The following is a 26,124-nucleotide window of genomic DNA, read 5'->3' on the forward strand; positions in this document are numbered from 1 at the left end:
GATATCTCAACACATAGCGTGGCAGGTGATCTTCCGGTTAAGAATATTCTTCGAATAAAGGCAATAAAGGATACCTCTAAAAACGATCTTGATTTCGGCTTTATCAAGGATAAAACATCTATTGTCACCATCGTAGGGGAAAAGTTTATGGCGCAGTATAATGTTGAATATCTACCAGTGCCCGAATTTAAAGGATATCAAACGAGAATTCAAATCACTCCCCAGGATATGACGCCAATTGATAACCCAGATGTTACCATGTCTGAAACAGAGATGCGAAACTACGCAATGTCTGCCCTGAAGAGAAAGAGAACGTATCATTCTGTATCCTCTAAAGCTTATGGCATCAAGGCAGACTTAAATAACATTTATACGGTTGGCGATTTCGTGTTTATTGATGTGACTTATACCAACAGCACCAATCTAAAGTATGATATTGATCAGGTAAGGTTCAAAATTGATGACAAGAAAATAACCAAGGCAACCAATGTTCAGTCTGTTGAAATTGAACCTTCCTACATCCTAAATGGGATCAACAGTTTCAAGCGCCAGTTCCGTAATGTTTACGTTTTCAAAAAGTTTACATTTCCAGGTAACAAGGTTCTGAATATCGAAATGACTGAAAAGCAGATCTCCGGAAGGGTAATCAGTTTGCAGCTTGATTATTCAGATGTATTAAACGCGGATACCTTATGAGAAAGCTTCTGATGATTGCTGCTTTGTTATTTACGGGGTATTTAGCAAAAGCCCAACAAGGCTATACCTACATTGGTGTACGAGGGGGATGGGTAGCAAATGATGCCTACACAGGGACTATTAATCTTGATTTTTCTTCGAAATATTTCAGCTCTTATGAACTTTTTGGAGAGGTCTATGACAAGTCGAAGAGCGACTATCGCTCATATATGGCAGGCGTGGTATATAAACCAACCTTAACCAGAAATAAGAACTCATTACTTCGCTTTAGGGCAGGGGTAGGGATTGGATCTGGAAATGATAAGTTTATTGCCGCTCCGCAGTTAGGGCTTGAATTTGCTCAAGCCATAATGAATAATGTTGATCTTCTATTTGTCAATAGAAATCAAGTCGTGTTTTTTGACCCAAAGAATACTAGGTGGCGTGTCGCTTTAGAAGTCGGCTTTCGCTTTCCTTTATAGGCTAATCGTGCCAACTGTAACAAATTAATTCTCAATCCAATGCAAGAAACTAGAGAACAACAATCGCTTTATCGTTTCTTTCAAGCGGTAATTTACTTCACTCTGATTTTTGAGTTCGCTGTTTTTATTTATATAAATGCCCCCTTTTGGGGGCCATTTAAAAAAGCGGTTATTAAATTCTCATCGCTTCCTTTTTACGATAATTTAGTGTTTAGCAAATTAGCAACCTTGCTGATCATTTGCCTGGTTGCTATTGGAACCTTAGCAAAGAAGAACTTAGAACTTAATCCCAAAACACAAATTGTTTACCCTTTAACCCTGGGATTGCTTCTTTTTTTTGGTAGCATATTCATCTATGCAAAGCCATCTCCGATTATCTTCATGGGCACTACCGGTTACAATATACTGTATATGGTCATGTCCCTGATAGGTACTTTGCTGATACATGCTTCAATGGATAATATTTCCAAAATCATCAAGTCTGGATTAGGAAAGGATAAATGGAATGTTGAGGGGGAAAGCTTTATGCAGCACACCGAAAAAAAGGTTAATCCCCATTCAGTAAACATCCCGATGCAATTCTATTTCAAAAAGAGAATACATGACGGATGGATAAACGTTGAGAATCCATATCGGGGGACAATGGTAATAGGTACACCCGGTTCAGGTAAGTCCTTCTCTATTGTCAACCCCTTTATACGCCAATTATTGGCTAAAGAATTCACAATGTGCGTTTACGATTTTAAGTTTCCCGATTTAGGCAAAATAGCCTATTACCATTATAACCTGGCTAAGCAGAACGGTAAAATGAAGAAATATAAGTTTCACGTTATCAATTTGAATGATGTTGAGAAAAGCGAACGGATCAATCCGCTCCGAGCGGACTATATACGAACTTTGGCTGATGCATCAGAAACCGCTGAGGCGCTGGTAGAGGCACTCAAAAAAGGAGATAAGGCAAGTGGAAGTGATGCTTTTTTCACGCAATCTGCCGTTAACTTTTTAGCCTCGTGCATCTACTTCTTAAGTAGGTTCGAAAACGGTAAATATTCAAGTCTGCCGCACGTCCTTGCCCTGCTCAATAGATCTTACGAGGAAATCTTTACACTCCTTTTCGGGAATAAAGAGCTTGTTTCGCTTCTTTCCCCATTTATGACTGCTTACAAGGCGAAGGCATTTGATCAGTTGGAAGGACAAGTAGGAACATTAAAAATCTTCATATCCAGGCTTGCCTCAAAGGAAACCTTTTGGGTTTTTAGTGGTAATGATTTTAACCTAAAAATATCTGATAAAGAGGAACCAGGTGTAATCGTTTTAGCAAATGATCCCAATACTCAAAACATAAATTCGGCCTGTTATTCAGTAGTCTTGAACAGACTTACAAGATTGGTTAATTCAAAAGGCAACTTGCCAACTGCTCTCATTATCGACGAAATACCGACATTGTTTGTTCATAAAATTGAAAACCTGATTGCAACGGCCAGAAGTAATAAAGTCGCCATATTAATGGGCTTACAAGAGTTGCCGCAGTTCAAACAACAATACGGGAAAGATACGGCAACAACCATCACATCAGTGGTAGGTAATATCATCTCTGGAAGTGTACGGAATAAAGAAACACTGGATTGGCTAGAGCGATTATTTGGAAAGAGCAAACAGATGGGTCAGAGCTTAACTATTGACAGGGAGAAGACCAGCTCACAACTCAGTGAAAAACTCGAAATTCTTATCCCTGCAGGAAAAATCGCCTCACTCAATTCAGGTGAGGTAGTGGGTATGATAGCCGCCGATGCCTCCAACAAGTTTACTGGACAATTCGATACCTCAGCAATAAATTGCAAAGTGAATCTCAATTCTAAGGCTATAAAAAAAGAAGAAGATAACCTGCTCGAACTTCCAAACTATTACAACTTTGGCAGTAAAAAAGAGCAGATCCTACAAAAGAACTTTGAGGATATCAATGAACAGATTGAATTTTTAGTCTCAGGTTACGCCACCGCCTAATATTTTATTATGAAGTTTTTATTTCTCTTAGCCAGTTTCTGGCTTTTTTCGTTTTCGGGCTTTTCCCAAAACTTTAATACCGTTCTGCATATTTCAAAGCCTTCAGGTGTGCAACTTGCTCCAAAGCAACCTGCTATTAAGCAAGATAGCGTAATCCATCCGATGGCTGTTAATAAGAAGGTCGATACCATATCGCACCTGAGCGAAAGGAACATCCACCTATTAGCCAACATGCCCTTACGTGACATATCAAAGCTTACATCAGGTTTTGGTAACCGAACCCATCCGGTTACAGGAGAAAGGAATAAGTTCCACTCTGGTATTGATATTTCAGCAAGAGCAGACACAGTTTTCTCTATCCTTCCAGGAATCATAGAGGAATCAGGGTACAACCCAATTTTAGGTAATTACGTGCGCATCAGACATGGCGAGGTTACAAGTATCTATGGACACCTTCTAACAAGGTTTGTTTTGAAGGACGAATCAGTAACGGCCGGATCTCCTATTGGTATCACAGGCCAAACCGGAAGAGTTACAGGGGAGCATCTTCATTTCACGATCAAGTACAGAAATGGGTATTTAAACCCTCTAACCTTCCTGGCTAAGATCGTAACCGTGCAGGCCCGTAATCAATTCATAGCTGCAAATTCAAATCTATAACCACAACTTATGAAAAGGGAAAATAGCAAACACGAAGCAAGCTTGAAAAACAAGCTTACAACCATCGGAGAGCCGATTGAGGATCATACTTTATCGGTTGAACTTACCAAAGGTGAAGCTGCCGAATACGGTATAGATCAAAATGATATTTTAAGTCCAGAACATCAAATGATAGAAAGTGAGGGAGAAGATGTCGGATAAAAAAGCACTATTTGAAGAAGTCGCTAATGCGATTATTGAAAAGCTTGAAAAGGGAACTTCGCCCTGGCAAAAGCCTTGGTCAGACAAACAAGGAACAGCTTTTAATCTCCCATACAATCCAACAACTGGTAACAACTATAAGGGCATGAATAGTGTCTGGTTAATGTTGCAGGATCGTGAAGATCCAAGATGGCTAACGTTCAAACAGGCACAAGCAAACGGATGGCAGGTAAACAAAGGGGAAAAAGCTAAGACAATCAATTTTATCAAGCTTCAGGACGTAAAGACTATGAGGGATGATAAAGGGAAGCCGGTATTAGATGATAACGGTAAACCTCGTAAAGTCATCGTCAACCTTCGTAATCCAATTATTACAACCGCCTGGGTATTTAATGCCGAGCAAATTTCCGGGATACCGCCTTTGAGCCAGGTTTTGGATGATTCCAAAAGGGAGCAAAAGTGGTCAAATGTAGAACGAGCCGAGTTCATTGCTGAAGCATCGAAGGCCAAAATAATTCACGGAGGCAACCAAGCATATTATTCCCCTGGTACTGATCATGTGCAAATGCCCAACAAAGACCAGTTTAATAGCGCATCGGCTTACTATGGAACCCTTTTGCATGAATTAGGTCACTGGACCGGGGATAAGTCCAGATTAGATAGAGATATGTCCGGAAGATTTGGAAGCGTTCAGTATGCTAAAGAAGAGCTTATAGCTGAGATCGCCTCTTACATGGTAAGGGGACAGATCGGTTTAGAAAAGGGATTAGACCAAACTGCCGCCTATGCAAAAAGCTGGATTCAGGTTCTTAAAAATGATCCATATGAGATTTTTCGAGCTTCAGCTAGTGCCCAGAAAATCAATGATTATCTATTAGACTTTGAGTTAAAAAGAGATCTCAAAGAAGAAGCTAAAACCAACGTAGAGAAGCCTGTAAAAGGCGCTGACTTTATTAAAGGCGAAAGTATTCCATATAAGGATGAAACCTATCAAATTTTAGAAGTGCTACCTAGAAAAGTTTTGCAGGTAAAAATTGAGGAATCTTCATCATTGCTAAAGGTAACTGCTAAAGATGGTCTTTATCAATCTCTATTAAAAGCAAAGTCGGATTCCCTGGATCTTAAAAATGGCGAGGCGGTAAAGCCCCTAAAGCCTGCTTTACACGATAATAACCTACAATTAACCCCAAACTTTAAACGATAAATTTTTGCACTATGATAACCGAGGAAGTAAAAAACAAAATGCCTGTTGAGGACTTTAAAAAAATTGGCTTAATGAACAACGATACGTTGAACCTTACCAAGGAGGATCTTAAAGAACTATCAGCTGGGCGAAAGTCAGGACTTTTAGATCTTAAAAACCTGGAGCATGAGGGCATCCAAATTGAAAGGCTGAAAGCTAAGATCTCCTTACAGGAGAATAAAGACGGATCGCTGTCGGTTGTATTACACCCCATCTACAAAAATCCGCAAAAGCATAGCCTTTTGAATGACAAGGAAATGGACAGCTTGATCACCGATAAAAAAGCAAATATTGTCAAAAGCTATCTTGATGAGAAGGGGAAAAGTCATAAAATGCTTATCGAATATGATAAGGACACCAAAGAATTCGTATCAATGAATACAAACCGGATTCTGGTACCGGAGAAAGTCAACAATGAACCTCTTACCCCAACGCAAAAGACAAAGTATAAGGATGGTGAGGCAATCACAATGCCAGACGGTACTATGCTTCAGCCCAGCCCCACTGCTAAAAACGGCGTTAGATCTAACAATACGTTTCTTGTCCTATCCATCCTCATTGATGGCGGTGTTTCCTACTTGCTAGTTAAAGCGGCTCAGGCGCTGTTGGGCATTGGTAAAAATGAAGACCAATCAGCCGTGCAATCGGCACAACTTACTAATGCCTTCCACAAAGGTTATTTGGATGCCTTAAAAGAAATGGAGGCTCAGAAATGGAACAATAGAAATTCTAAATTAATGAATTTCCCTGATGACCATCATAAGCTTGACCTTGATGAATTAAAGCTCAAAGGACAAAACGGCCATAAGCAGGAAGCCAGGGGATATACAAGAGGGGGGATGTCAAGATAATGGCTACACCTTTAATTAGACTTGGTATTTGTGATTCGGTTATTGACTTCTTTAAAGCTGATTTCAGTATCGATCAGAACGGGAATATTGTGTTTGATTATGGGGACGGTAAGTTGGAGACGTTCGGGATCAATAAGCATATCACGCCTAAGCTGTGCCCACCTTGGGTAAGTCACAAGCTCGATCTTCCTGCAATCACTGATGTTTATATTTTTGAATCTGCTATCGAAGCTTTGTGTTTTGCACAATGCAAATGGTCTAAATTGAAGGAACAAGGTTTTATGAAAGCCTTGTTCCTCTCAATCGGATCTCTGACTTTACCCCAGGTTACTGAATGGATAAGCGAAAGCCTAAAAGGAAAAGACTTCCACTTCGTATTTTCTAATACCCTTTTAGGGCGGGTAATGGATTGTAGAATGGCCGCACGACTGGCAAATAAAACAGTCCGGGTTACCCACTATGATGAAACGGTATTTGTTGATTTTGCAGGGCACACCTACCAGTTCAATGAAGACGATTTTACCCTCAGTGCTTTTAAAAAAGCTTCGGGCTTTTATTTTAAGAACGCCCGGACGCACAAACCTCCATCGCCCCATAAGTCGTATAAGGATCTGTTAAAGTCAGTTAACCGAGCATAACTTGCTGTCGCCTGAAATGAGCACCGGTAGCGCCTGCAGCTCGTTAACCTGGTTAACTTCTGTCGCCTAGCTTGTGCCTGGAGAGTACCGGATCTGGCGCAGATCCGCTCCGCTCCGGAGAAAGGCTGTCGCCTTTTAGTAAATAGGTTGCTTCGCAACAAGGGTGCTAACGCACCCTTGTTATTTGCCTATTTTTTCCAACGGCCATTTTTAGATTTAAGAGCAATGTATGTACAACCATAAAAAGTGCGTGGGGTCTAGGAAGTATGGCAACGGGATTTTGGCGTTTTAAGAGAAATTATTTAAAAACCAGTATTTAGGCCATTTGAAAGTGATTAAGCTATGGTTTTAAGTATATCCGTAGTTCTATGTGGAGAAGATAAATAAGTTTTATGTGTAGAATCAGATCTTTCAGTTTAACAAAATAGAATAGTTCGAGATCTAAATTTACTATCAAAATGGGGTAAAAGGCCATGACAAAGGGTGATTGATTTCGTAGAATAGGTTGAAGGAATTAGTAGGCAAGTTTTTGGTAATGTCGCATTTTTTCAATGGTTAATAATACGTGTGTTTAGGCTAGAACTAGGATGATTTGGAAGGGGTGTTTAAGAGGGATACGTACTATTATAGGCAGCTTTTTTCTTTAGATAGCTGAGTTGACAACGGTTAGGATGTGCTTTATAAAGCTCACTATCTCTTTTTTTCTGAAAATGGGCAGTCGATTAAGACGATGCAAGACGGTTTTTTCAAGGCGATTAAATTTGCAGTAGAATCAGGAATTTAGCGGTTTCAGAATGGCCAAGGGGATGTATGCAAATATTAGTTTTTGAACCTTTAACGTGCATTAGGACAGCTTTAAAAAGGCTTTTTTGGCATGCCTGCGCTTATGGCCGACACGGGCTTTCCGCTGTATCTTTTTTCCCTCTCCCTCTATCCAGATGCAAAAAAAGGATGCCGCTTCAATCCCTGATGCAATTAAAGGAGAGTATCTAAAACGAAGGTTTTATCAGTCAATTTTGAATAGCAAGACCAGTTCAAAATGGCCTTAATTATACTAAAACGAAGGTTTTATCAGCATTATAATGACTTCATGTTTTTATGCTTTTATGCCTTATTAAGGATCTGCAGAATGCGATATTCTATTATTTCAGAACCTAAAACGAAGGTTTTATCAGTCAATTACTAAGCTCAGGGTACACTTGATGGTTGCCTTATACGCCGGATAATGTCTAAAACGAAGGTTTTATCATCCGTAACTATTTATTAATCATAAACTTAATTAAAATGCAAAACGAAAATTTAGATTTTTTGAAAAACAACCTGAAGTACTTGGGTTTTGGGGATCAGGCCAACGAGCGCCTTCAGAAAGAGATTGCATCTGGTAAAGAATCTTTTAACATAGAACTGGTGACAAAACCTAAGTCTCCTGAGTTAAAGGATGATCAATCGGTAAAGTATGATCTAGCATTTGCAAAGTCGAAAACGTCCGATAATTATTATCTGAACTCATATACAGCTAAGCTTCAGGGAACAGATATCAAGGAGGCAAAAGAGCAAAACTTTACTGTGCACAATGGCAATGGTGTAACTGCTAAGGAAGCTTTTAACCTGATATCAGGAAGGGCAATCAATAAAGACATTACCAATAACTCAAATGAGAAATTTAATGCCTGGATTAAGTTAAACAATGCGGAAGATGGAGGCCATGATAAAAAGTACTACAACAAAAATTACGGTTTCGATCTGGAAAAGGTCGTTGATGCGCTTGGAGTAAAATTCAATGAAAATTTCACCAAAGACAGTGTTTTGAAATCACTTGAAAAGGGGAATTTACAAGCCGTGATAGTTGAGAAGAATAATTCTGCTGAACAGATTTACATTGCCGCCAACCCACAATTCAAAAAGCTTGATATCTATGATAAGGATCTTAAGCCTGTTTACGTGAAAAATGAGAGTATCAAATCCTCGTTAAATCCTTGGGAAGGCGGCCAACCGAAAGAGAATAAAACCGGCTTATCCAGGTAGCCTAGATGCTAGACCTTAGAGGGATGGCATTCGCTGTCCCTTATTCTACTAACTAAAGAAAAATATGGCTGAACAATTAAAAATACATTTTACTCAAACAGGAGAGGGCGAAACCGCCCCATATAAAAGCGTTTTCGGCTTTAATTCCGCAGTTAAGCCATATGATGGCCAGACCGGTTCCACCAATTTACCTATATGGAATAAATATGAGGGAATGAAATTCGATGGCTCTTACAAAATCAGAGACCACCATGATGTAGCCCATTTAATGAAATCCCTGGAAAGTAAAAGTGTAGAACTAGGCTTTGCCGTGCATGTAAATGATAAAAAGGAGGCGATGATCCAGTTCTTAAGTATAGGAGGTAGGGCAGGCACCGTACTAGATACCGGGGTTATTCTTGCAGGATCTAAGTTGCATGATAGTAAAGTAATCTATTTAGTTCATAACCATCCATCTGGAAATTTAAAGCCGTCTAAGGCCGATATCAATTTAACAAAGAGGGTTCAGGAAGGATTCAAAAAGCTTGATGTTGACATCTACCATGTTATTCTCAACACCTATAATAAAGCTTTCACAGTCATTTTAGAAGATGATCATTCTGTCTTTTCAAGGGATGAAACGCCAAGGGAGGGTAAACATTATTCGGCGCATATATTCGATGAAATGAAAGTGCTCAGAGAACCTATTGCTAGAATTGCCGGTTCTAAAGATGCAGCTGAGCTTATACAACAGACCCGTTTTTCTGCTTTTCCAAAGCATGGAATTCTTGCTTTAAGTAGTGATATGTCCGTGACTGGCAACTATTTTCTGGATAGCTTATCATTAAAAAACGTAACTGACATTATAGCTCCCCTGCCTGGTGTTCGGTCTATTATCGCTTATGGTAATACCGATCAAGAGCGTGAGATGATTGAACTCCGAAAAAGCTTACTACCTTTTGATTATAGCATGTTAGATTATGTACAGGTTAACTCTAATGCAAATGGTGTAAAAGCCGCATATAAATCCTATGCAGATGAAGGTTTATTGAATGAAACTTTTGCTAAATACGGGACAAATCAAATCAAACAACCATTTCCAAAACAGGATTTAAAGCCTTGGGAGAGTTCCGCTGATTCAGAGAATATAATCAATAAGAAAGGCATATCCCGCTGAATATATTTGAAATAATGTATACAAAATATCAATTTGTTTTTATCTTGATAAACTTTTTAAATTTAATTATGTCATTCGTTCTCTATCAGCCAATTACACTTATAGTATCCACTGTTTTGTTAGTCTTAATCCTTATGGCTTTCGTCTTTAGAAAACGGTTATTTCAACCTTCCAGAAAACCTGATTATAAATATTTAATGGAGAAAGAGATCTTAACCAGCTACGATAGTCAGGACGAACCTGATTATAACAAGAGCATTGAAGAAAGAGCGTATAATCGGAAACTTAATGAACGGAAGATTTATTCATTAAAATCACTTGATATTGAAACAAAGGCACTTCTGATAAAAAACAACATAGAAACAGTAGGTGAACTGAAATTTTCGTCCCTCGACTTTTTACTTGATGTCGGCCATGATGATTCCATAGACCAACAAAAATTGAATTCATTTTATGCCTGTAAAAATTTTATATCTGCCTGCCAGTATAAAAAGGGTAAATCACATTTAGATCTGTAGTTATGGATACTCAAAACCTCATTATCATTTGGACCTTGCTTTTGATAGGAATGCTCTTAGGCAAACTTCAGGACAAGTATTTGAAGAGCGCTAATCCTACAAGGGCGACATTTAGGCTAATTAGTGCAGCATCAATATTATTCTATGCACTGGGTGTAATCCTGATATTAATGTATACAGTAGAAAATCACCTGTAATTCACTAATTATTATTTGATTAAACGTGTACATTTAATTTTGTTTTATATGTAAATATACATATATTTGTTATATACCATTGTTGGTAACGGCCTTAAATCTTTCATTATGGAGCCAATTAGTAAGAAATTCCGAACCTATACAGGAGTTGAAATAGACTTTCAGAACCTTAATCCTGAAGTTTTTACCATTGAAGATATAGCTAAAGGGTTATCCGTAATGCCCAGATTTGCAGGGCAGGCAAAGGGTGTAATATCAGTGGCAGAACATTCCATTAATGTGGCAAAGCTTGTCCCGGCTCATCTTAAATTGGAAGCTTTACTGCATGATGCCAGTGAAGCATATTTAATGGATATCGCAAAGCCTATAAAACAGCTGCTACCAGACTATGTGGCGCTTGAAAATGAAGTTATGCGCAATATTGCTATACAGTTTAACCTATCATTTCCCTTAGATGACCTCATCAAAAAAGCAGATAATCAAGTTGCATTATTAGAATGGAACAACAGCGTTTTAAGTAATAAATCAGCCTTATTTCCAGCTGAAATTATTGAAAAACGATTTCTAGATCTCTATAAATCAATACAGTTTGACCGTTCTCTGATGACTTCAAAAAAAGTACATTTAAGAAGATAAACCCTATAAATTTCTCACTTTATGAAAACTTTAACACTTCTAGCACTGGCTACTTTAACAGTTTCAGTAGCCAAAGCACAAAAACTTAATGGAGACAGTACATTCGTTACCGTTGATAATAAAACGATATCCGTTAACGATTCCCTTAGAATTGGCCTACCTGTAGCAGGGCAACCGAATTTTCTCTTCATCGAGGATGCCAACGACAAAAAAATTAAAAAGGTTTCAAAGGTAGCAGATAATGCATCTGCCGTTGGATCTGTAGTTGGTTTAGGTGGAGGCTTGAAAGGCGCCATGCGAGGAATCAAAATCGGAAGAGCTGCAAATAAAGTTTCTACGGCAGCAGGAGCCGCTGATATAATCAACGGACATGGAATCATTAAACCGGGAGATTTGATTGTCGTTACTAGCTTCTATACCGATAAGAATAATGAGGTAATAGCTGAAGCCAAAGGAGTGAATAATCACAAATACCGTATTAAAATCAATCAGGCGATGATAGTGAAGGAAGTAGTCACCAAAGATGCCGACCTGTTTCAAGAGGAAGAGGATGAGGCAGAAAATCAATAATCCTATCACCTTAAATCCTACATTATGTTAGACGTCCTTAATGAGCCTAAAACTTGGTCAGAAATAAAACTCCGTAAACCAAGTGCGGAGATCTGCGATGCTATGCAGTTGATCATCTCGGACTTTTCCGAGATATCTGCCTCCAAAGCTCTTGAAAAGCTTATTGTGAATTATCCAAAGCAGAAAGAAAGAATTCAGGTTCTGGAAGCTTCAGGAAAGGAACAAAGACAGCAGATCAGCCAACTGGAAGCAGAATTAGCTGAGCAAAAAAAGCTAGTAGCTGCTATTCGTCAATCATACAAGAATTTCACGGCATTGCTTTCCGACTGATCAGGCGACAGACTTTTTCCGGAGCGGAGCGGATCTGCGCCAGATCCAGAAACATCCAGGCAAGGACAAACGAATTATAAATTTGTAGGTGTTTTTACCAATAACAGAGAAAAATCAAATTCCACGAAAGGAACTGTGTGGAGTAGAATCGGTAGCCACATAAATCTTGCTACTTGCGAGATTTTCGATATTGATAGTCAAAAATAATGTAGTTTAAATAGCAAACGAAGTACTCGTGCAAATTAGTTCCATAGGCATATGGAGGCTAGGTCTTCCGTTGCTATGTGTTACACGTAAAGTCGCCTCTTTACGGCCATCCTAAAAGTTTGATATGCCGGTATAATAGTTTTATCTAGTTCTATTAGTTTTGCCGAGATTTCTTCGCATTGTTGTTTCTCTTCACTATCAGCTTTAAATCCGGTCCAATGTCGTACTTTGGGCATTAATTCGCTCTTATAGTCCGGTCCGTGTTGTGTATATGGCCAAGAATCGAAGTAAGATGTGATAATTTTTGTTAGTTCTTCAAGCTCAATGAGAAATTTTGAAGTCGCGAGCGCAATTTCTTCAGCGAGAAATTTATTCCTTGTCTGCTTCAAATATTCAATAACGGCATCTAAAATATCCTCCTGACTACTCCAAATTCTATGGTAATCTTTTAAAGAACGGAAGATACCCATGAGCTTTTCTTCGTCGGCTATCTCATCAAGTTTAAGAAAGGTAGTTTTATCAATAGAGTCAGCTTGACTAACAACATCATTTGTATAGTAATTGTGTTGAGTACCGACCACTTGGCTGTCTTTTACATTGATAACTATTCCAGCGTCCCCACTAAGTTGCTTGTTTAAGTTTTTTGTTACCCAACCCATGTGATTAGCCTTCCACTTTTTTAGTCTAGAAACAGGAAAATCAATGCCATTATTTTTGTCTATCAGATCTGCGCAACTACCACATAGAAAAAGCGCATTATCCTGATGCATTCTTTGCTCTGGTGTAATACCTGAAAGGTCTCTTGGACCGCCCACAGAGGCAGGATATATATGCGCTATCTTTCCATTGTATAAAAATTTTTCATCGTCTACATCAGAAGGTCCTATTGTCATTAATCTACAGCTAGGGTTAGAGCAAACGAATGCTGCACGCATCTTAGTTAAATTCTTTATTGTATGGGAAAATTCATACCTTTTTAAAGGTGTAATCATCAATGTATATTTGATCTTAAATATACATCATCCGACTAAGATTTCGAAAAGTGAAGGAGTGATTTTGGTTTTGAGAATTGGCTTTTCAAAATTCCTTTCATTCTGGTAATGTATCAAAGGCCATTAAGTTTTTAGGCAATTTTAATTTTATGAATCAAGCAAAACCACTTTACAACATTGCTAACTTGCCAGACAGAAAAACGCTGGATAAGGTGACCTCCGCGCTTCGCAGTGCTGATCTTTCAAAAGTTTCTTATCAAAAAGTGCTTTATAGCCTGATGAATGACCTTAGGTTTATTCCATTTGTAACCGCTAAGCTTAAAGCAGGGCACCACATAGAAAGGGCAAGAATAAATGTACCAAATCAAGTTTTTTATTCCGAAAAGGAAATTAGCTACAGAAATGACTTTCAAAACATAAAACGTTATGGGAGAGCTAATTCTCCCGGACAATCTCTTTTTTATGGTGCTGTTAAGACTGAGAATATTAAGCATCCAAGAATAATAAATTTACTTGAAACGAGTGAAATGTTCCGTAGCGCAGATAGAAAATGTGATGCAGAATTTGTTATGACGGTAGGTAAGTGGAGGATCAAAGAGGATTTTGAAGTAATCGAGTCTGTTTTTAATAAACATAATATTGAAACTATTCCACAGATAAAACAATCTTACGAGTATCATCTCAACAACCTAAAGGCGGAAATGCCAGACCGAATTGATGATATTGAATTTTTATTAGAGTTTTTCTCTGATGAGTTTGCAAAAAAAGCAATCAAATCAGACGATGATTACAAAATTTCGGTAGCTTATACTGACCTTGCTATGAACTTCCTTAAAGCTGCTGGTGTAGCATATCCAAGTGTGAGAACAGACTATCAGGGCTTTAATGTTGCTCTCGACATCCATGCAGTTGAAAACTTTTTAGAACTTGAAGTGGTCGCTATGTTCAAAATTTACAAAAAGGGGGATCAAACGTTTATGGATAATTTGGCTTATGCGACTGATTTAGGGGATATGAAAAGTAACTTTAAATGGATTGACATTAAAGGAACGCCAGAGGAAGTAATAAATGAACTTTTATTAAAAAGTTGATTATAAATTAATAGCGAACCGTTACAGTTAGCAACAATGATTTTATCAGAGGAATAAAAACGATGGTTTTGTAACGATTTAAACGAACTATTGAAATTCTGTTCCCACTATTACAAGAAAACGACCGTTTTTTGATGTAAAATGACATGGGTTTATGATAGCAGTTGCTTTAGATTATATTGTTTGTGAGTCTGAACATAAGGAAAACTAAAAATTGTAGGTCAATTTTCCAGATGACCTTAACGCTTATAATTTATCTTATGTTAAGTAGATGCGTGCAACTCTCCGGTTTTTCTTCTTGGAATTAGAACCTTGAGTTGAATACATCACTCAAAAGCAGGTGTTTTCTGTTTTGTTTTTGAATATATTGATGTTCAGTTATCTCTTCTGTCAACTAGCTGCTTGGCTAAAAAAATCACTATTACTTCATTTCTTCCAGGTTGCTCCACTATGCAATCTGAATGTTCGAGGAATTTATATATTGTGCACTTTTATGCCTTTAGTCTTACATACTTTTGGCCTGGCCGCAATTTTGCAAATTGGCATGTTCTTTCTTTTGTGCATATAATTTAACTTTTATGCAGATTTGCACCCCTTAACCGCAATGAGTTTAAAATAACTGAAACTGAGCTAAGGCTCATGGCCAGTGCTGCAATCATTGGAGATAGCAGAACACCAAAAAAAGGATATAATACCCCTGCTGCAATCGGTATTCCCAAAATGTTATAGCCCAGAGCAAAGAACAGATTTCCTTTTATATTTCCCATTACTTTATGGCTTAGTAAGCGAGCTTTAGCAATTCCATTCAAGTCACCTTTAACTAGTGTAATTGCCGCGCTTTCAATAGCCACATCAGTCCCAGTGCCCATTGCAATCCCTATGTCTGCTTGCGACAATGCAGGCGCATCATTAATGCCATCCCCGGCCATAGCTACATTTTTTCCTTTAACCTGCAAGCGTTTAATTTCCTCTAATTTATCTTCCGGCAGCATTTGGGCCTTGTATCCATCAAGGTTTAAAGTTCTACTTACCGCTTTCGCGGTGTCGTCATTATCTCCGGTAAACATCAATACTTGCAGACCTTCTCTCTGCAATTTATGGATTGCTTCTTTACTAGATTCTTTGATCTTATCAGAGATAACCACAAAACCAACAGCAAGATTTCCAATTCCTAAATAAGAGACTGTTTTACCCTGTTTTTGTTCGGCTCTAACTTGCTGGGCTAGCACCGAATCAATTTTTACTTTAACTTGTTCCATAAGCTTTTCATTGCCTAAAGAAAGATTTTCCCCTTCAAGTATGCCAACCACCCCTTTTCCCGTTATAGCTTCGAAATGTGTAATAGGTAAGAGCTTTATATGTTTTTCGTCCCCATAACGTAGCGTAGCCTGTGCCAGTGGGTGCTCACTACTGCTGTTCAATGATATGATTTTTTGAAGGATATCGTTTTCGGTAAAACCGGAGTTGGTACTAACCACTTTTTCAACGGATGGCTTCCCTTCAGTAACCGTACCTGTCTTATCAATTACTACAATATCAATAGTATTCATCTTTTCAAGTGACTCCGCATTTTTAATGAGCACACCAGACTTTGCACCTTTTCCTACACCAACCATCACCGACATCGGCGTGGCAAGGCCAAGGGCACAAGGACAAGCAATAATCAGCACTGCTATCGCATTTACAAATCCATAAACGTAGGACGGCTCTGGCCCGTAGATTGCCCATATAATAAATGTGGCAATTGATATGAAGACCACAACAGGAACAAAGTAACCGGAGATTCTATCGGCCATCTTTTGGATCGGTGCTTTCGATCTGCTGGCAGAGTTTACCATTTCAATAATCTGGGAAAGCAAGGTCTCTGCGCCAACTTTCTCAGCCACCATGGTAAAAGTTTTGGTCCCATTTATAGTACCTGAACTTACCTTATCTCCAGGTTTTTTATCCACGGGAATGGGTTCTCCGGATATCATCGATTCATCAATTGTTACGTCTCCGACTTTTATTCTTCCATCAACAGGTACTTTTTCACCAGGCTTTACCCGAAGCAGATCCCCTTTTTGAATGTCATCAATGGCTACAGTCGTTTCCTTTTCCCCCACAATCTTTGTAGCCTGGTTAGGTGCGAGTTTTAAGAGTTCTTTAATGGCACTATTAGTTCTACCATGTGCATGTGCCTCCAGGAGCTGCCCAAGTAGAACAAGCGTTAGAATAACCGTAGCTGCCTCAAAGTATACATAGACAGTACCTGAATGAGTTTTAAACTGGTTCGGAAAAATACCGGGAAATAACAAGGCAACTATGCTAAAAAGCCAGGCAACTCCTGCGCCAAGGCCAATTAAGGTAAACATATTCAGCTTCCAGGTGATAACTGAGCGCCATGCACGTTCAAAAAACATCCAGGTGGCATAAAACACGACCGGAAGGGAAAGCGCAAACTGCACCCAATTCCAATATCTAAGATCCATCAACTTAAAAAGCGGATTCCCTGGGATCATTTCAGACATGGATATAATGAAAATAGGAATCGTAAAGAGGGCAGCGATTTTGAATTTGCCTAGTAACCTGTCATAAGACTGATCCTCTTCTTCTGCGCCTATGCCGCCCATTGGTATCAGATCCATTCCACAGATTGGACAGGCACCTGGCTGATCACGGATAATTTCCGGATGCATTGGACAGGAATATTTAACTGCTTTATTTAATGACGGCCGTTTCACTAAATCCATTCCGCAAACCGGACAATTCCCTGGCTTGCCATACGTCTTATCACCTTCGCAGTGCATCGGGCACTCATATATTTCCCCATCATTTCCGCTATTTACAGCTCGGCTCAGAGTTTCGTGATGCTGGTGAAGCGGTGGTTTATTATCATCATGATTATGGGTGGTATGATCATGCATCTCAGGGTGCTGATGACCAGACATCTCTATCGAATAACTACCGGCTGCTGATAAAGCTTCCTGCAGTTTTTCGGTTGACACATGTTCCTGCATCGTAATAACAGCCTGTGCTGGCTCTAATGTAACCGAAGCGGACACTCCAGTTACTTGGTTTAAAGCATTTTCAACCTTCGATCGGCAACCATCGCAGGACATTCCAATTATGTTATAGGTGTGTTGCATAATAATCTAGTTTAAGAAGTTAAAGGTAGACGACTAGTAGTTTAAGCTTATACCTGCCCCATAGCCCATATCACTATCATAATGGGTAGATAATGCAAATGAATTTGTTAATACATATTTCAATCCCGCTGCATATTCTTTATCAGTATTCCACATCATATTTAACCGTATACGATTACTAAGCGGGATATCTTCCCTGCTCAACTGAAAACGAAATTTCCCATCACCATCTACTCTTCCATCTGCCACAACTAACATTGGTAAAGTGTACTGCACACCAGCTACAAATGTTTTACGGTTGTTTTTATTGCTGATCTGTCCAAAGGAATTCTTTTCTATTTCATATACGCCTTTTTTATAATGATAATCAAAGCCTACATAAGGGAACAACCATTGCATTTTTCCAATATAGCGCCCAAAATTTAATTCCGCTTCGCGGCCATCTTCTGGTTTTAGACCAAGGTGCCACAACCCTTGTACTTCAAAACGGTTACCTGCCAGTAAAAAAGTGGCATCACTACCATTACTTTCAAGTCCAATAGATGCTACCGGATGGATCATTGTTTCATGACGTTTAAATTGCTTGAAGGCTTTCTCCTTATCCGGTATTTGAGGATTAGGTGGCGAATTTTGATAACTGAGCACATTTCCCATGCCTGCCATCATGTGGTATAAAATATGGCAATGAAAAAACCAGTCACCACTTTTATTAGCAGCTAGCTCCAATGTGTCGGTTTCCATTGGCATAATGTCGAGGGTATTTTTGAAAGGTGCATATTCGCCCTGCGCGCCCAATACCCTAAAGTCATGTCCATGCAAGTGCATCGGGTGGCGCATCATGGAATTATTGGTCAGAATAATACGAACTTTCTCTCCCTGTTTAATAAGCACCTTATCCCATTCCCCAACTGTTTTATTATTGATGGACCATACATAGCGGTTCATATTTCCTTCAAGGGTAAAATTCAATGTTCTTGTAGGTATATCCGGTAGCGTTGTTTTGACAGGTGATCGAAGCATGGCATAATTAAGCGTTGCAATATCATTGCTCTGGCTGGTCATATCCATATCCTTCATATTATCCATCTTCATTCCCGGCATTTCCTTTACATCGCTCGGCCTTTGTGTGCGTTCGCTGCCGGTTATTTCAGGATACATGACCGTATTCATGTCCATGGATTGCAGACTCATTTGCATGCCTTCCATTGGCTTCATATCTCCATTCATTTTCATCATCCCGTTCATCATTTTCATGCCTTCGAAATATTTCAGCGGAGGCAATGTCGGAGCTGGCATTTTCATGCCGCTGCCTAACCATAATGAGGTATACCCGCTCCGGTCTTCTGGTGTAGACCGAAATTCATAGCTCATATTTTTTGGGATGGTAACGATCACATCATAGGTTTCTGCCACGCCTATAATTAATCGGTCCACTTCAACGGGCACTACATCATTACCATCATTCGCAACAACAGTTATTTTGCCACCGGCATATTGCAACCAGAAATAAGAAGAAGATCCCCCGTTTACTACACGTAACCTAACTTTATCCCCGGCTTTAAACTGTGGTGCCTCGATTTCAGGCTTGCCGTTGGACAGGAACTTTTCATAATACACATCACTCACATCCATGGCATTCATGCGCTTCCATTCGTTGGCCAGTTTAGTGGTAAAATATCCCTTTTTAATAGCTTCAGCATAACCCTGCACACTGCCTTTTTTAATAGCATACCAGTCATTGGCTGCCCGCAAACGGCGCTGCACCTGCTCTGGATTTTCATCTGTCCAGTCGCTCAACACCAAGGGAATTTCAGCAATTTTCTTACCCGTCATGGCATTGTTTTCACGACTTTTAAAAACCAGTGCCCCGTATGTGCCCACTTGTTGTTGAAAGCCAGAATGTGAATGGTACCAATAGGTGCCATTTTGGACAATAGGGAATTTATATACATGTGTAGTTCCGCCCGGGATCATTGAAGTGGTAAGCATAGGTACCCCATCCTGCTCATTTGGTAAGATGACCCCATGCCAATGTAAAGATGTTGCAGTTTTTAGTGTATTGTGTAGATAAACTTCAGCAGTGTCACCTTCAGTAAATGTTAATGTCGGGGCAGGTATAGAGCCGTTAAGTGCAATACCACGTCTTTGTTTTCCGGTAAAGTTTACAATGGTGTCGGCAACATATAAATCATAACGAACAGTTTTGCCGCCCCCAACGATCACTCTGTCCCCAATTTGGCTGCCTGGATCTGTTTTCAGGCTATCCATATTCATTCCGTGCTCCATAGGCCTGTCTGTTTCTGGCTCGTTTTTCATCTCTGCTTTGTGGGGCATTACATCCTTCACCTTTTTAGGGACTGCTTGTTTTTTTGGAACCGACTTAGGCGTTGCATTCTTTATGGTTTTTTTTACCAGCGTCATACCGCATTTGGGGCACTTGCCGGGTTTATCCATTTTTACTTCCGGATGCATCACACAAGTATATATTTCTTGTTGTGTCTGTTTTTTATTTTCCTTCTGTCCGGATGGCATCTTCATCCCAGGCATTTGCTGTGCAGAAGCTGTAAACCAAAGGAAAACTATGGCTATTACTGTTAATTTTTTCATTAGGAGAAACATTTTAAGTCAGTGAGATTATAGGAAACTGTTAGCCTACAAAGCTTCAATACTACTAGTACAGACTATTGACAACATTTTTTCTTGCGAATAAAAATCGCTTTAAGAATGATTAGAATTACTTTCTTTACTTTTTTCATTAGAGATGGTTTTATCTTATTCAAGACCTTCTTCTGCTTTTACCGCCCAGTCCATGATCGCAGCTTTTTGTTCTTTGCTAAGCTTTGCATTCCGGTGGATGAATGTATAAGACGATAATGGCATTTCTCCATCATTGATTTGGCTTGCGATAGACTTTAATTTGCTTTTTTGCCGTCTGGTGGAATACGATCCAAATTCACTAAAGTTAAGCTCCTTCTTTCCGTCTTTAATATGACTAGCTAGGAACCAACCCACCGGCTGAATGGTGGCGTACCAAGGGTAATCTGTATTATCACTATGGCAATCATAACAGGCGGTTCTTAATAAAGGCCTTACATTTTCAGGGATCGAAATTGTTTTAGAGATATCGTTCAGCGATACCTGCCCGCTAATATTGCGGACAGGATGTATGAGCTGAATGCCGATGAATAAGATCAGTATAACTAACAATATCTTTTTTGTACGGCTCATATTTCTATTAAATTTCTTCTTTTACTTCGCCACAAGTAAGCATTTTTGTGCCCAGATATGGGTTCTTGATCTCTTTGGTTTCGCTTAACCAGTTTGCCCCTTTGTTATTATTATACATCGGGCAATGTGTTTGATACAAGGTTTGACTGCTTGGAAACACCTTTACCAGATCATATAAGTCTTGACTCAGCGTTTCAAAATGTTCTCTTTGATGTACGATATTGCTTCCGTTAGATGCAATATGCTCAGCATGCTCCTTAGCATCCTCCCTAACTTCGCTAAACACCTTTTGTTGCTCAGCAGAAAAAGAAGTAGTATCTGTTTTCTCAATAGCTTGTTGCAAATCTCCACCAGCTGTGGCCGCTTCTTTACTATTGTCATTTACCAATGCGTTTTTAAGTTGCAGGTAAGCAGTAACCACTTCGCTAATGGAGCTTTCGCTTTTAATTGCCGAGTTGCCAGATTGTGTTAGCGCAGTATCGCCAGCTTCAGCTGTGTTTTCTTTAGATTGATTACCGTTTGTGTTGCAGGCTGAAAGGCCTATAACTGCAATTGCGGCCATAAATAATATTTTCATTTTTATTTGATTTTAGAATAGATAGCTAACAGCAAAGACTTATTGTCCATGAATTAGCTGTTAAGAATAAATTATTGATTAATAGTTCCCACCACTTTGCCGCAACTTAGCATAGTACTGCCATAGTAGGGGTTTTTGATTGCTTTACTGTCACTAAGCCATGAAGCTTTTTTCATAGGGCAATAGGTTTCGTAAATTGGTTGTGCGCCCAACTTAGTTCCTTTTGCAAGTGCAATCATGTTAGTAGAAAGATTAGCAAATTGTTCGCGCTGCTTTTTGATGTCCTGAGTATCTGAAATAGTTCCGGCATCTTTAAGTAAGGCATGAATGTTACCTTCAGCTATAACTTTATAGTCAATGCCGTTGGCGACTTTAATAAATTGCGTCGCATTTGCTGATGCCTTGCTGGCGTCACCTGCAATTAACGCATCTTTGATGTTATAGTAAGAAGTCAGAAATTGTGAAAGCTGCGATTGAGCTTGGCTGGTATTTTCCTGCGCAAAGCCCTCTGACGCAAAAGCAGTCGTCAGGAATGCAAGGATTAGAAATATCTTTTTCATGTTATTGATTTTAATGTATACACTAATATTTTAGGCATAACAAAGTAATTGCTATGCAAAACGCAAGTAACATTAAATCAAATTTGAAAGCTTTGTATGGCAATACGGATATCTTGTATAGGAGAACGACAATGCCGGACAAAGTACCCGTTAGAAGTACTTATAGGAAATGTACGCAGTCCACTTATTGGATAAGCTGTAACAGGTAAAACGAAACACGATAAAGACAACAAACTGTAATCAAAAAAGCGCAAATCTGTCTTATCAGACTTTGTAAGTTTAGCGACTTCATCCTGACAGCAATTGTCCTTGGATTCTTTAGATGAAGAATGATGATGACCATCGGCCGCCTTATCATGCGCATGATTTCCCTGGTCATGCGAATGAGCATGCTCGGGGTTTATAGCTCTTTCCGCACCCATCGCACAGGCGAAGCCTACCATTATATTCAAAAGAAATATAAAGGTTAAAAAGGCCGCTTTGAACTGTATGGATGTACGGTTTTTCATCTAGTTATATAAAAGTACACTATTAATCTGTAATCGCGTTCTACGAGCAAAAGTAGTTGAAATCTTTATTTCAATTTTATAGAATTTGGTGTTTATCATACAAAATTTTCACCTGCTTAAATGAAGCAGGTGAAAATTTCAGATTAATTTAGGCAGCTGTACTCATTTGCTCACAAGCCTGTGCACATGCACGGCAAGCCTCTGCACATTCCCTGCAATGCTCCATACCCATTTCTGCATGTTTTTCACATTCCTGGGCGCAGGCATTACACACCTCAGCACATGTTCGGCAAAAAGCGTCACTATATTCACTGCCTAAACTCATAACTTCTGCCGCGGAACGGCAGATAGCCGCGCATTCCAGATCTAACTGGATACAGCGGGAAAGCGTTTTTACATCTTCTTCTTTTAAACATTCTGTAGCGCAATGGCTACATGCTACTGCACAGGCTACACAAGCCTGGATACAGTCCTGAAATCTTTGATGCGACATAGTTAACTGTTTTAAATTGTTAAATGTTTATTTATTGTTGTTTGCTAATAACCACTCCTGTAAGTCTTTAATTTCTTTTTGCTGGTCTTCAATGATCTTGGAGGCCATCGTCTTCATTTCTTCATGTGTGCCATAATCCAACTCCATTTGAGCCATTTCAATAGCACTTTGGTGATGGCCTATCATTAACATAGCGAAATCATGATCTGTGTTTCCATTTATAATTTGCAAGTCTGCATTTCTCCCCATCTTTTCCATTCCCATCATCATTTTTGCATCAAATTCAGGTACATTTAAATGCGGTGGGTGGCCCTGTAAAAAGGCGTCAAGCTGTGCGATCTCCTGGGTTTGTGCAGTGATCATCATTTGAGCGATTTCCTTTAAGGTCACATCTTTTCCGTCCTTTAGTTCTGCATTGGCCATATCAATTGCACCCTGATGGTGCATCATCATCATCATGGCAAAATCATTATCTGGGTCTTTAGTCATTTGCATGGCGTTCATTTTATCCATCATCTGGTGCATAATGGTCATCATTTGGTTTTTGTCATGTTCCTGGATGGTGATCTTATCATCATCTTTACTGCAAGCCTGGGCAAAAATTAATAGCCCGAGAAGAGATAGTATTTTTAGTGTGTTTTTCATAGTTGTAGGTATTAAATAAGGTTCTATTATTTGTTATCAGTTTTATGTAAAAATTATTTGTGTTGCGCCAGCCAGTTTTCAAACTCCTGAATTTCCTTTGTTTGATCAGCAACCATTTTTGTTGCCATTGATTTGAACATTGGATCTTTGGCAAATTGTAGGATGGTGTTGCCCATCTTTAAGCCATCCGCATGATGTTTGCTCATCATCATGGCGAACTGTTGATCTACGGTGACTGCTTTTCCTTACCGCTTTCCGTATCTAATATCAGGTCATATCCAATTGACTGCACTGCTTTTTGAAAAGTTGTTGGCTGTACCTGATCTGGACGAAATAAAATTTTAACAGATTGGGTGGCATAGTTTACCTCTGCTTTATTAACTCCCGGCTGGGAACCGATGATACTTTCAACACTTCCTGCACAAGCCGCACAGGTCATACCCAAAACAGGCAGGGATAGCGTTTCTATATTTTCTAATGGGGCCATTTTCTTTGTAATTCTTTTATACAAAAGTAAGCCAGGTGTAAAGGAGTTTTTTTACAGAATCTTGCGAAAATGTTATATGATTTAGCATCTTGCTATATAACAATCAAGATAAAGTTGTGCAAAATTTAATCAAGGGAACCAGATATAAGCGTGTTTTTTCAGCTTATATCTGGTTATATTTCAAGTTTTAGTAGTCTATTTCAATGTTTCTTTTACAGAACCGCAAGTCAGCATACTTTCCCCATAATAAGGGTTGCGGATCTCTTTTGAGTTACTTACCCATTGTGCTCCTTTATCATTTAAAGCCATAGGACAATGTGCTATATACAATTCGCCACTTTCAAGGCCACTTTCTTTTAGCAAAGCAATAAACTGATCACTTAAGGATGCATAAATTGTTCGTTGGGTTTCAATATCCTTGGCACCAGTAATTTGTGCAGCTGTTGTAGCTAAAGCAGAACCTCTCCCAATTTCTTTGGCCCCGGCTTCAAGAGCAAGGGCTGCAACTTTTGCTGCTGCTGCATCCCCATCAGTTAATTCAGCGGTCAAGTCTTGGTATTGCTGATATACTGCATTCAGTTTATCGTCCTTCAGCGTTATTGAGGCTGTAGAAGGTGTAGTGGCCGTAGGTGCAGGAGCTTCCATCGCCGCTGCCGAGCCATGATCATGACCCTCATGACTATCTTCTGGTTGTTGGTTGTTGCTACAGGCAGCTAATAAGACTACAAAACCTAATGCTAAAACTGTTTTTAATGTTGTTTTCATGATTTTAATTGTGTTTTTATTTAATTGTTGTTTTACATTTTTGCACTTGCCATGGGATCTTTCCCTTTTTTAAGGATATACTCGCTATAAAGCAAATATGCACCGGTGACCACCACCTGATCACCCGCTTTCAAACCTTCTTTGATTTCTACCGTGTCGAAACTTTCCATTCCGGTTTTTACGATTTGAGGCTCAAACTTGCCCTGTTCTTTTTCAATCCATACATGGGCACCTTTTCCGCTACGGATCACTGCATCTACCGGAAGGTTAAGGACATCTCCTTTACTTTGGGTGGGCACAAATACATTAGCCTGTAAACCTGGTTGCCATTGATTGTTCGGATTAGGCATGGCTCCCCTTAGTTGTATCAGTTGGCCATCTGCCTGTAAAGCAGGGTTCATAAACTTAATGGTCACCAGTTGAGGCTGATCTTCCCAACCTGGGATCACAACTTTCACCTGCTGGCCTTCTTTGATGCTTCCAAGCTCAGATGGATAGATATCTGCCTCCACCCATAAAGATTGATAGCCTTCCAGGCGCATGATCGGGCTTCCCTCGGCCACATACTGGCCCTCGGTAACCGACAATTCGGCAACCGTACCGTTTTGGGGTGCCATATAGGTAATGTTCGGGTTGGTTTTTTTACTATTTTGCAGCGCCTTGATCTGACCTTCAGATTGTCCGTACAAGCTTAATTTCTGCCTGGACGACTTTAAAATTTGCGAAAAAGTCTTATCACCAGGGAACTGTGCTGCCTGCGTCAGGGCAAGCAGGTATTCCTGTTGTAAGGAAGCCAGTTGCTCTGAGTAGATTTGATATAAGGGCTGTCCTTTGCTAATCTTCTCTCCCGTCTGCCGCACATATAAACGGTCCAGCCTTCCAGCTACCCTGCTTGAGATGTATTCCGTTTTATCCGGGTTAACAACCAGTCTTCCGTTCAATTGTTTATAGGTATTAAATCCATTTAACCCAACTGCCATGGTTGTGACATTGGCCAGTGCCCTTTGGCTTTCATCCAAGTGCAGGGCGGCATCAGCAGAGTTTTTTTCAAAAGGAACCAGATCCATCCCACAAACTGGACATGTCCCCATCTTATCCTGCACCACCTGGGGATGCATCGGACAGGTAAAAGTTTGTGAGTTGACATTTGAATTTTGATCACCTTTTTTCTTATCATCGCTACAGGCCGCAAGAAATAAGGTAGGTGTGAGCAGGGCTATAGTCAAGCTTTTTATAAATTCTTTTCTTTCCATGGT

Annotated in this window: 28 protein-coding genes and 1 pseudogene; 16 read left to right on the forward strand and 13 right to left on the reverse strand. The window is 39.5% G+C overall.

Annotation, left to right across the window (positions count from 1 at the left end):
• From traN to BM192_RS18850, 15 genes are all read left to right on the forward strand, one after another.
• A partial coding sequence (gene traN / locus BM192_RS18780; protein ID WP_074964071.1) for a conjugative transposon protein TraN occupies positions 1 to 696 on the forward strand: 696 nt, incomplete at its 5' end.
• Positions 693 to 1,157 carry a hypothetical protein gene (locus tag BM192_RS18785; RefSeq protein ID WP_037443438.1) on the forward strand — a complete coding sequence of 155 codons (465 nt, stop codon included), beginning with the start codon at positions 693 to 695 and terminating at the stop codon, positions 1,155 to 1,157. The genes traN and BM192_RS18785, both read left to right, overlap by 4 nt.
• Positions 1,158 to 1,196: 39 nt before the next feature.
• Positions 1,197 to 3,161: a type IV secretion system DNA-binding domain-containing protein gene (locus tag BM192_RS18790; protein ID WP_037443436.1), complete on the forward strand. Its 1,965-nt coding sequence runs from the start codon at positions 1,197 to 1,199 to the stop codon at positions 3,159 to 3,161.
• Positions 3,162 to 3,170: 9 nt separating this feature from the next.
• Positions 3,171 to 3,821 (forward strand): M23 family metallopeptidase, encoded by a 651-nt coding sequence (locus BM192_RS18795; protein ID WP_051760154.1) that lies wholly within the window; start codon positions 3,171 to 3,173, stop codon positions 3,819 to 3,821.
• Positions 3,822 to 3,830: 9 nt separating this feature from the next.
• Positions 3,831 to 4,022 (forward strand): hypothetical protein, encoded by a 192-nt coding sequence (locus tag BM192_RS18800; RefSeq protein WP_037443434.1) that lies wholly within the window; start codon positions 3,831 to 3,833, stop codon positions 4,020 to 4,022.
• A complete protein-coding gene (locus BM192_RS18805; protein WP_051760152.1) occupies positions 4,012 to 5,226 on the forward strand; it encodes an ArdC family protein in 1,215 nt (404 codons plus the stop codon). The genes BM192_RS18800 and BM192_RS18805 overlap by 11 nt, the downstream gene beginning before the upstream one ends.
• Before the next feature lie 11 nt (positions 5,227 to 5,237).
• Complete coding sequence (locus BM192_RS18810; RefSeq protein WP_037443432.1) at positions 5,238 to 6,116, forward strand: DUF4099 domain-containing protein; 879 nt, start codon at positions 5,238 to 5,240, stop codon at positions 6,114 to 6,116.
• Positions 6,116 to 6,754 carry a hypothetical protein gene (locus BM192_RS18815; RefSeq protein ID WP_037443430.1) on the forward strand — a complete coding sequence of 213 codons (639 nt, stop codon included), beginning with the start codon at positions 6,116 to 6,118 and terminating at the stop codon, positions 6,752 to 6,754. The genes BM192_RS18810 and BM192_RS18815 overlap by 1 nt, the downstream gene beginning before the upstream one ends.
• A gap of 1,284 nt (positions 6,755 to 8,038) precedes the next feature.
• The gene (locus BM192_RS18820) at positions 8,039 to 8,779 is read left to right on the forward strand and encodes a hypothetical protein (RefSeq protein ID WP_037443428.1); all 741 of its coding nucleotides are present in this window, start codon (positions 8,039 to 8,041) and stop codon (positions 8,777 to 8,779) included.
• A gap of 64 nt (positions 8,780 to 8,843) precedes the next feature.
• Positions 8,844 to 9,935, forward strand: a complete 1,092-nt coding sequence (locus tag BM192_RS18825) for a JAB domain-containing protein (protein WP_074964072.1) — start codon at positions 8,844 to 8,846, stop codon at positions 9,933 to 9,935.
• 68 nt (positions 9,936 to 10,003) lie between these two features.
• Entirely contained in the window at positions 10,004 to 10,453 is a 450-nt protein-coding gene (locus BM192_RS18830; protein WP_170844864.1) for a hypothetical protein, read from the forward strand.
• Between the two features lie 2 nt (positions 10,454 to 10,455).
• The gene (locus tag BM192_RS18835; protein ID WP_037443421.1) at positions 10,456 to 10,650 is read left to right on the forward strand and encodes a hypothetical protein; all 195 of its coding nucleotides are present in this window, start codon (positions 10,456 to 10,458) and stop codon (positions 10,648 to 10,650) included.
• A 108-nt stretch (positions 10,651 to 10,758) separates the two neighbouring features.
• Positions 10,759 to 11,286 carry a hypothetical protein gene (locus tag BM192_RS18840; RefSeq protein ID WP_074964073.1) on the forward strand — a complete coding sequence of 176 codons (528 nt, stop codon included), beginning with the start codon at positions 10,759 to 10,761 and terminating at the stop codon, positions 11,284 to 11,286.
• Between the two features lie 21 nt (positions 11,287 to 11,307).
• Positions 11,308 to 11,856, forward strand: coding sequence for a hypothetical protein (locus BM192_RS18845; RefSeq protein WP_037443420.1), 549 nt, complete (start codon positions 11,308 to 11,310; stop codon positions 11,854 to 11,856).
• Between the two features lie 24 nt (positions 11,857 to 11,880).
• Positions 11,881 to 12,186: a hypothetical protein gene (locus tag BM192_RS18850; protein ID WP_037443419.1), complete on the forward strand. Its 306-nt coding sequence runs from the start codon at positions 11,881 to 11,883 to the stop codon at positions 12,184 to 12,186.
• A gap of 287 nt (positions 12,187 to 12,473) precedes the next feature.
• Here the strand turns inward: BM192_RS18850 and BM192_RS18855 are convergent, their stop codons facing one another.
• Positions 12,474 to 13,385, reverse strand: coding sequence for a hypothetical protein (locus BM192_RS18855; protein ID WP_139218464.1), 912 nt, complete (start codon positions 13,383 to 13,385; stop codon positions 12,474 to 12,476).
• 149 nt (positions 13,386 to 13,534) lie between these two features.
• Between BM192_RS18855 and BM192_RS18860 the strand changes: the two genes are divergently transcribed.
• Positions 13,535 to 14,476: a hypothetical protein gene (locus tag BM192_RS18860; RefSeq protein WP_074964074.1), complete on the forward strand. Its 942-nt coding sequence runs from the start codon at positions 13,535 to 13,537 to the stop codon at positions 14,474 to 14,476.
• A 569-nt stretch (positions 14,477 to 15,045) separates the two neighbouring features.
• On the opposite strand, the gene BM192_RS18865 is transcribed toward BM192_RS18860, so the two are convergent.
• From BM192_RS18865 to BM192_RS18920, 12 genes and pseudogenes are all read right to left on the reverse strand, one after another.
• The gene (locus BM192_RS18865; RefSeq protein ID WP_074964075.1) at positions 15,046 to 17,604 is read right to left on the reverse strand and encodes a heavy metal translocating P-type ATPase; all 2,559 of its coding nucleotides are present in this window, start codon (positions 17,602 to 17,604) and stop codon (positions 15,046 to 15,048) included.
• 33 nt (positions 17,605 to 17,637) lie between these two features.
• The gene (locus BM192_RS18870) at positions 17,638 to 20,211 is read right to left on the reverse strand and encodes a multicopper oxidase domain-containing protein (RefSeq protein WP_037439794.1); all 2,574 of its coding nucleotides are present in this window, start codon (positions 20,209 to 20,211) and stop codon (positions 17,638 to 17,640) included.
• A 165-nt stretch (positions 20,212 to 20,376) separates the two neighbouring features.
• A complete protein-coding gene (locus BM192_RS18875) occupies positions 20,377 to 20,832 on the reverse strand; it encodes a heme-binding domain-containing protein (protein ID WP_037439787.1) in 456 nt (151 codons plus the stop codon).
• Between the two features lie 7 nt (positions 20,833 to 20,839).
• Entirely contained in the window at positions 20,840 to 21,409 is a 570-nt protein-coding gene (locus BM192_RS18880) for a DUF3347 domain-containing protein (protein ID WP_037439789.1), read from the reverse strand.
• Between the two features lie 71 nt (positions 21,410 to 21,480).
• Positions 21,481 to 21,969, reverse strand: a complete 489-nt coding sequence (locus BM192_RS18885) for a DUF3347 domain-containing protein (protein ID WP_074964076.1) — start codon at positions 21,967 to 21,969, stop codon at positions 21,481 to 21,483.
• Between the two features lie 77 nt (positions 21,970 to 22,046).
• A complete protein-coding gene (locus tag BM192_RS18890; RefSeq protein ID WP_074964077.1) occupies positions 22,047 to 22,478 on the reverse strand; it encodes a hypothetical protein in 432 nt (143 codons plus the stop codon).
• Positions 22,479 to 22,626: 148 nt separating this feature from the next.
• A complete protein-coding gene (locus tag BM192_RS18895; protein ID WP_037438769.1) occupies positions 22,627 to 22,971 on the reverse strand; it encodes a four-helix bundle copper-binding protein in 345 nt (114 codons plus the stop codon).
• Between the two features lie 27 nt (positions 22,972 to 22,998).
• A complete protein-coding gene (locus BM192_RS18900; RefSeq protein ID WP_074964078.1) occupies positions 22,999 to 23,616 on the reverse strand; it encodes a DUF305 domain-containing protein in 618 nt (205 codons plus the stop codon).
• A gap of 53 nt (positions 23,617 to 23,669) precedes the next feature.
• Positions 23,670 to 23,831: pseudogene (locus BM192_RS21230) on the reverse strand (DUF305 domain-containing protein); the annotation flags it as partial.
• Between the two features lie 11 nt (positions 23,832 to 23,842).
• Positions 23,843 to 24,103 carry a cation transporter gene (locus BM192_RS18910; protein WP_037438771.1) on the reverse strand — a complete coding sequence of 87 codons (261 nt, stop codon included), beginning with the start codon at positions 24,101 to 24,103 and terminating at the stop codon, positions 23,843 to 23,845.
• A 195-nt stretch (positions 24,104 to 24,298) separates the two neighbouring features.
• Entirely contained in the window at positions 24,299 to 24,868 is a 570-nt protein-coding gene (locus BM192_RS18915) for a DUF3347 domain-containing protein (protein WP_037438773.1), read from the reverse strand.
• A 32-nt stretch (positions 24,869 to 24,900) separates the two neighbouring features.
• Positions 24,901 to 26,121 carry an efflux RND transporter periplasmic adaptor subunit gene (locus BM192_RS18920; RefSeq protein ID WP_074964079.1) on the reverse strand — a complete coding sequence of 407 codons (1,221 nt, stop codon included), beginning with the start codon at positions 26,119 to 26,121 and terminating at the stop codon, positions 24,901 to 24,903.
• Positions 26,122 to 26,124: the final 3 nt, after the last annotated feature.

Origin of the sequence: Pedobacter antarcticus, from assembly GCF_900112985.1 — a bacterium.
Taxonomy (GTDB): domain Bacteria; phylum Bacteroidota; class Bacteroidia; order Sphingobacteriales; family Sphingobacteriaceae; genus Pedobacter; species Pedobacter antarcticus.